The following is a 5,470-nucleotide window of genomic DNA, read 5'->3' as shown; positions in this document are numbered from 1 at the left end:
GACGCCCCGGGCGCGGCGCCGGCCGCCGCCCCGGCCGCGGACGACGCGGTCGCGCTGTTCGCCGACCGGGCCGAGGCGATGGTGCCGGGCTTCACGCTGACCAAGGACAACCTGCCCGTGGTCGCGCGGCTGTGCGCGCAGCTGGACGGCATCCCGCTGGCGATCGAGCTGGCCGCCGTCCGGATGCGGACGATGTCGGTCGAGCAGCTCGCCGAGCGGATGGACGACCGGTTCCGGCTGCTCGGCACCGCGCGCGCGGGCGGCGACCGGCACCGCACGCTGCGCGCCGCGATCGAGTGGAGCCACGAGCTGTGCACCAACGAGGAGCGGCTGCTGTGGGCGCGGCTGTCGGTGTTCCCGGGCGACTTCGACCTGACCGCCGCCGAGCGCGTCTGCGGCGGCGAGGGCCTGCCCGGCGTGGAGCTGTTCGAGGTGCTCGGACGGCTGGTGGAGAAGTCGGTCGTGCAGGTCGAGCGGGACGGCCGCCGCTACCGGATGCTCGACACGCTGCGCGAGTACGGCGCGGAGCGCCTCGCCGAGCTGGGCGAGGGTCCGCGGCTGCGCCGCAGCCACCGCGACCACTACCTCGACCTGGCCGAACGCGCGCGGGAGGCGGCGCTCGGCGCGGAACAGCTCGGCTGGCTGACCCGGCTGAGCGAGGAGAACCCGAACCTGCGCGTCGCGCTGGAGTACTCCCTCACCACGCCGGAGGAGGTCGCGACCGGCCTGCACCTGACGGTCGTCCTCCAGCACTACTGGATCTGCCTGGGCATGTTCGGCGAGGCGCGCCGCTGGCACGACCGCGCCCTGGCCGTCCCCACCGACGGCATCGGGGACGCGGCGCGGGTCGCCCTCGACCGCGCCTGGATCGCGTACGGCGCGGGCATGGTCGCCGTCCAGCAGGGCGAGACGGATCGGGCCCGCCGCCTGTTCTCCATGGTCAAGGTCCCGTCGTCTGCGGACGCGGGCGCCGGCACGGGCGCGGGCATGGGCCCGGACGCCGGCGGCAGGGGCGCGGAGGGCTGGGCGGCGGACGCGTCGGCGCCCGACCTGGTGGCGCACGTCGTCCACGGCGAGGGCCTGATCGCGCTGTTCGAGGGCAAGCTGGACGAGGCGCGCGCCCGGATGGAGCAGGCGCGCGCGGCGTTCGACCGGCTCGGCTACGGGGACCCGCTGGCGCTGCTCACCGGGCCGCACCTGTCGACCGTCCTGCTGCTCCAGCGCAAGGAGCGGCAGGCGCTCGCGCTCGCGGACGCCGCCGCCCGGGACGGCGAGGCGACCGGCGAGCGGTGGTGCCACTCGTTCGCGCTGTACGCGCGGGGCGCGGCGCTGTGGTGGCTGGGCGAGCACCGGGCCGCGACCGACGACCTGCTCGCCTGCCTGCGGATCAAGGAACGGCTCGGCGACCAGCTCGGCATCACCCTCGCGCTCGACCTGCTCACCCCCGCGCCGGTCGTGCACGGCGAGTACGAGCAGGCGGCGATGCTGCTGGGCGCGACCGAGGCGATGTGGCGGCGGCTCGGCGCGACCCGGCTGTACGGGCCGGACTACAAGCGGCGGCGCGCCACGTCCGAGCACGCGCTGCGCAAGCGGCTCCCGCCGGAGCGGTTCCAGGCGGCCAAGGAGCGCGGGGCGCGGCTGTCGGTCGCCGAGGCGATCGCGCTCGCCCGCGGGGAGCCCGCGCCGCGGCCCGAACGGCAGCCGCTGACCGGCCGCGAGCGGGAGGTCGCGGTGCTGATCGCGCGCGGGCTGTCGAACCGCGAGATCGCCGACCGGCTCGCGGTGGCGCGGCGGACCGTGGACACCGCCGTCGAGCACATCCTCGCCAAGCTCGGGCTGACCTCGCGCGCCCAGATCGCCGCCTGGGTCCGCCGCGCCCGCCGGGGCTGAGCCGTCCGGGCAGGCACGGGCGCGGTCGTCCGGACGTGTCGCTGAGCGGACGCCGATGAGGTCTGGGGCGGCGCACGCGGCGGGCTCTAGGGTGGCGGCATGACGAATCTGCCCGAGAAGCCCGATCCCGCGCGTCCTCTGGAGATGCGTGCCTCCGACGCCGACCGCGACCGGGTCGCGCAGATCCTGCGGGACGCGGCGGGCGAGGGCCGGCTCACCCTGGAGGAGGTGGGCGAGCGCCTGGACGCGGTGTACCGGGCGAAGACGTACGCCGAGTTGGAGCCGCTGACCCGCGATCTGCCGGACGACGCGACCGGCGCGTCCGGGATGTCTGGGGTGTCCGGGGTGTCCGTTCCGGCCGCTCGGCCCGGCGGGACGCGGGCCGGGACGCACGGCGGGTTCGTCGTGGCGCCGGGCGAGACCCCGACGTGGACGAACGGCGTGGCGATCATGAGCGGGTTCGACCGCAAGGGCGTGTGGACCGTCCCGGAGGAGTTCACCGCCGTCGCCTTCTGGGGCGGCGGCGACATCGACCTGCGGGAGGCCCGCTTCACCTCCACGACGGTCCGGATCAACGCGGTCGCGATCATGGGCGGGATCGACATCATCGTGCCGGACGACGTGAACGTCCGGGTGACGGGCGTGGGGATCATGGGCGGGTTCGACCACCGGGCGACCGGTCCCGGCGTCCCGGGCGCGCCGGAGATCATCATCTCCGGGCTGGCCCTCTGGGGCGGCGTGGACGTCAAGCGCCGCCCCCGCAGGCGGGCCGTCCGGGACTGACCGTCCCGCGCGGGCGGCGGTTCCGGATCAGCGCTCGGAGGACGGGTGCCCCGATGACGAGGACGGCCGCGCGTCCGGCGGGGCCGCCCCTTCGTGTCGATCGTCGTGGTCGAGGCGGTCGAGCGCGCCGCGCACGGCGGCCCGGCGCAGCGCGCCTGCGCCGCCGGACGGGGTGCGCTCCGCCCAGTCCCGGACGACCGGTTCGGCGAGCGAGCGAGCGCGCCGGAGGTGGCCGCCCCGTTTCAGGACGACCAGCAGCGTGACCGCGACGACGGCGAGCAGGACGACGCCCGCGGCGACGAGCGCGAGGCGCAGCAGCAGGAAGGTCAGGATCTCGGTGGACACGGGAGCCTCCTCGTTATTTAGCATGTCCGTGCTAAATCCAACGTAGCACGCATGTGCTATAAAGTGACCGTGCCCAAGCTGGTGGATCCCGAGGAGCGGCGGCGCGAGGTGGCCGAGGCCATCTTCCGGGTCGCCCGCCGCGACGGACTCGAACACGCGTCGCTGCGCGCGGTGGCGGCCGAGGCGGGCCTGGCCGTCGGCTCGGTGCGGCACTACTTCGAGGGCCAGGCCGACCTGATGATCTTCGCGATGCGGTATGGCCGTCGGCTCGGTGCGGCACTACTTCGAGGGCCAGGCCGACCTGATGATCTTCGCGATGCGGTACTTCGCCGAGCGCGCGGGCCGGCGGATCCGCGACGCGGCGGCGGCGCTGCGGACGCCCGACCCGGACGCCCCGCCCGCCGAGCACGCCGCGGCGCTGGAGGGGCTGCTCGCCGAGATCCTGCCGCTGGACGACCGCCGCCGCGAGGAGGCCGAGGTCTGGCTGGCGTTCACGACGGCCGCGCGCACCCGTCCCGACCTGCGCCCCTACGCGCGCGAGCTGTACGACGAGACGGCCGCCATGCTGGACGCGCTGCTCGCCGCCGCCGACCGGCTCGGCGCGCTGCGCCCGGGCCTCGACCTGCGCGCCGAGCGGATCCACCTGAACGCGCTGCTGGACGGCCTGACCGTCCACGCCGTCCTGCAACCGGACCGGATGGGGCCGGCCGACCTCGCGGACGCGCTCCGGCGGCACCTCACCACCCTCACCGCCGTCCCGCCGGCCGGCCCGCCGCTCCGCTGATCCACGAGGACGGCGGAACGGCCGGTTCCCGGTCGATTCAAAGACGCGGCGGACCAGCGGGCCGCGGTCGGTTCGCGGACGCGGCGGGTCGGCCGGTTCGCGGTCAGGTCTCGGCGACGGCGCCGGAGGCGATGAGGTCGTCGGCGTCGTCGATGCCGAGGTCCGCCAGCACGGCGCGGGTGTGGCCGCCGGGGAGGGCGGGCCCGCCGTCGGTGCCGGCGGCCGTGCGGGAGAAGCGCGGGGCCGGGGCGGGCTGGCGGTGCCCGTCGCGCTCGACGAAGACGTCCCGCGCGGTGTTGTAGGGGTGCTCGGCGGCCTCGGTCATCGACAGGACGGGCGCGACGCACGCGTCCGAGGGCAGGAAGATCTCCGCCCACTCGTCGCGGGTGCGCTCCTTGAACGCGGCGGCGAAGCGCTCGCGCAGCTCGGGCCAGCCGTCGCGGTCGTGCTGTCCGGGCAGGTCGGCGTCGGCGAGGCCGAGGCGGCGCAGGAACTCGGCGTAGAACTGCGGCTCCAGCGCGCCGACGGCCATGTGCCGGCCGTCGGCGGTCTCGTAGACGTCGTACCAGGGCGCGCCGGTGTCGAGCATGTTGACGCCGCGCTCGTCCTTCCAGAGGCCGCCCGCCATGAAGCCGTGGATGAACGTGGACAGGTGGGCCGTGCCGTCCACGATCGCCGCGTCCACGACCTGGCCGCGCCCGCTCGCGCGGGACTCCAGCAGCGCGGCCAGGACGCCGACGACCAGGTACATGCTGCCGCCCGCGAAGTCGCCGAGGAGGTTCATGGGGACCTGCGGCGGGCCGCCCGCGCGGCCGATGGCGTGCAGCGCGCCGGTGATCGCGATGTAGCCGATGTCGTGCCCGGCGCTCTGCGCGAGGGGCCCCTCCTGCCCCCAGCCGGTCATGCGCCCGTAGACGAGTCCGGGGTTGCGGGCGAGGCAGTCGTCCGGCCCGAGGCCGAGCCGCTCGGTGACGCCCGGACGGAACCCCTCCAGCAGCACGTCGGACCGCTCGACCAGCCGCAGGACGACCTCGCGCCCGCGCTCGTTCTTGAGGTCGACGGCGATGGAGCGCTTGCCGCGGTTGGTGAAGTCGGTGCCGCCGGTCGCGCCGCCGCCCTTGCGGGCGGACGCGGCCCGGTCGACGCGGACGACGTCGGCCCCCAGGTCGGCCAGCAGCATCGCGGCGAACGGCCCGGGCCCGATGCCCGCCAGCTCCACGACCCTGACCCCGGCCAGCGGCCCTCGTCCCATCTCGCGCCCCTCTCGTCGGTTGGTGCTCCCCCATTGTGCACGACGGAGTAAGCGGTCACTGACGGCAGGGTCCCGGTCCGGTGGCGCGCCGGAGGCAGGACGGGGCGCGACCCGCCCTCCCTGTCGCGGGTGTCCGGTCAGCCGCCCTTCGCGGTCAGCTCGACCGGCCCGTCCGGACGGGTCGAGGCGTCACCGCGCGGGACGGCGACCAGAAGCCGTCCGGAGACGTCGGGGTGCCGCAGCGGGCCGTCCGCCTCCGGGGTGAGGCCGCGTCCGGCGGCGGCGAGGTAGTACCAGTGGCCGCTGCCCGCCCGCCACCAGAGCCCGGACACGGGGCGGCGGTCGTCGCAGCCGCCCGCGGCGGCCGACAGCGGGGAGTCGGCGGCGTGCCCGACCAGCGCCGCCTGGCCCGCGCT

The 5,470-nt window shown here is 76.0% G+C and carries 5 protein-coding genes and 1 pseudogene; 3 read left to right on the top strand and 3 right to left on the bottom strand.

The features are described 5' to 3' along the window. Both DZF91_RS12390 and DZF91_RS12385 read left to right on the top strand, forming a co-directional pair. Positions 1-1,890, top strand: a 1,890-nt coding sequence (locus DZF91_RS12390) for an ATP-binding protein (protein WP_117357622.1), incomplete at its 5' end; no start/stop codon positions are given. A gap of 99 nt (positions 1,891-1,989) precedes the next feature. Beyond that, entirely contained in the window at positions 1,990-2,673 is a 684-nt protein-coding gene (locus tag DZF91_RS12385; protein ID WP_199486589.1) for a DUF1707 SHOCT-like domain-containing protein, read from the top strand. A 27-nt stretch (positions 2,674-2,700) separates the two neighbouring features. On the opposite strand, the gene DZF91_RS12380 is transcribed toward DZF91_RS12385, so the two are convergent. Further along, positions 2,701-3,018, bottom strand: coding sequence for a hypothetical protein (locus DZF91_RS12380; RefSeq protein WP_117357621.1), 318 nt, complete (start codon positions 3,016-3,018; stop codon positions 2,701-2,703). 256 nt (positions 3,019-3,274) lie between these two features. On the opposite strand from DZF91_RS12380, the gene DZF91_RS12375 reads away from it, so the two are divergent. Continuing rightward, positions 3,275-3,802 (top strand): TetR family transcriptional regulator C-terminal domain-containing protein, encoded by a 528-nt coding sequence (locus tag DZF91_RS12375; protein WP_199486588.1) that lies wholly within the window; start codon positions 3,275-3,277, stop codon positions 3,800-3,802. 103 nt (positions 3,803-3,905) lie between these two features. Here the strand turns inward: DZF91_RS12375 and DZF91_RS12370 are convergent, their stop codons facing one another. Together DZF91_RS12370 and DZF91_RS39725 are read right to left on the bottom strand one after the other, a co-directional pair. Further along, complete coding sequence (locus tag DZF91_RS12370; RefSeq protein ID WP_117357620.1) at positions 3,906-5,054, bottom strand: CaiB/BaiF CoA transferase family protein; 1,149 nt, start codon at positions 5,052-5,054, stop codon at positions 3,906-3,908. 137 nt (positions 5,055-5,191) lie between these two features. Continuing rightward, positions 5,192-5,470: pseudogene (locus DZF91_RS39725) on the bottom strand (hypothetical protein); the annotation flags it as partial.

Source organism: Actinomadura logoneensis (assembly GCF_003428695.1).
Taxonomy (GTDB): domain Bacteria; phylum Actinomycetota; class Actinomycetes; order Streptosporangiales; family Streptosporangiaceae; genus Spirillospora; species Spirillospora logoneensis.
This window is presented reverse-complemented; position numbering and strand designations above follow the sequence as displayed.

Bases quoted from the DNA above. Each gene is read 5' to 3' on its own strand.
- DZF91_RS12370 (WP_117357620.1), bottom strand. From the start codon at position 5,054: ATGGGACGAGGGCCGCTGGCCGGGGTCAGGGTCGTGGAGCTGGCGGGC.
- DZF91_RS12375 (WP_199486588.1), top strand. From the start codon at position 3,275: ATGGCCGTCGGCTCGGTGCGGCACTACTTCGAGGGCCAGGCCGACCTG.
- DZF91_RS12385 (WP_199486589.1), top strand. From the start codon at position 1,990: ATGACGAATCTGCCCGAGAAGCCCGATCCCGCGCGTCCTCTGGAGATG.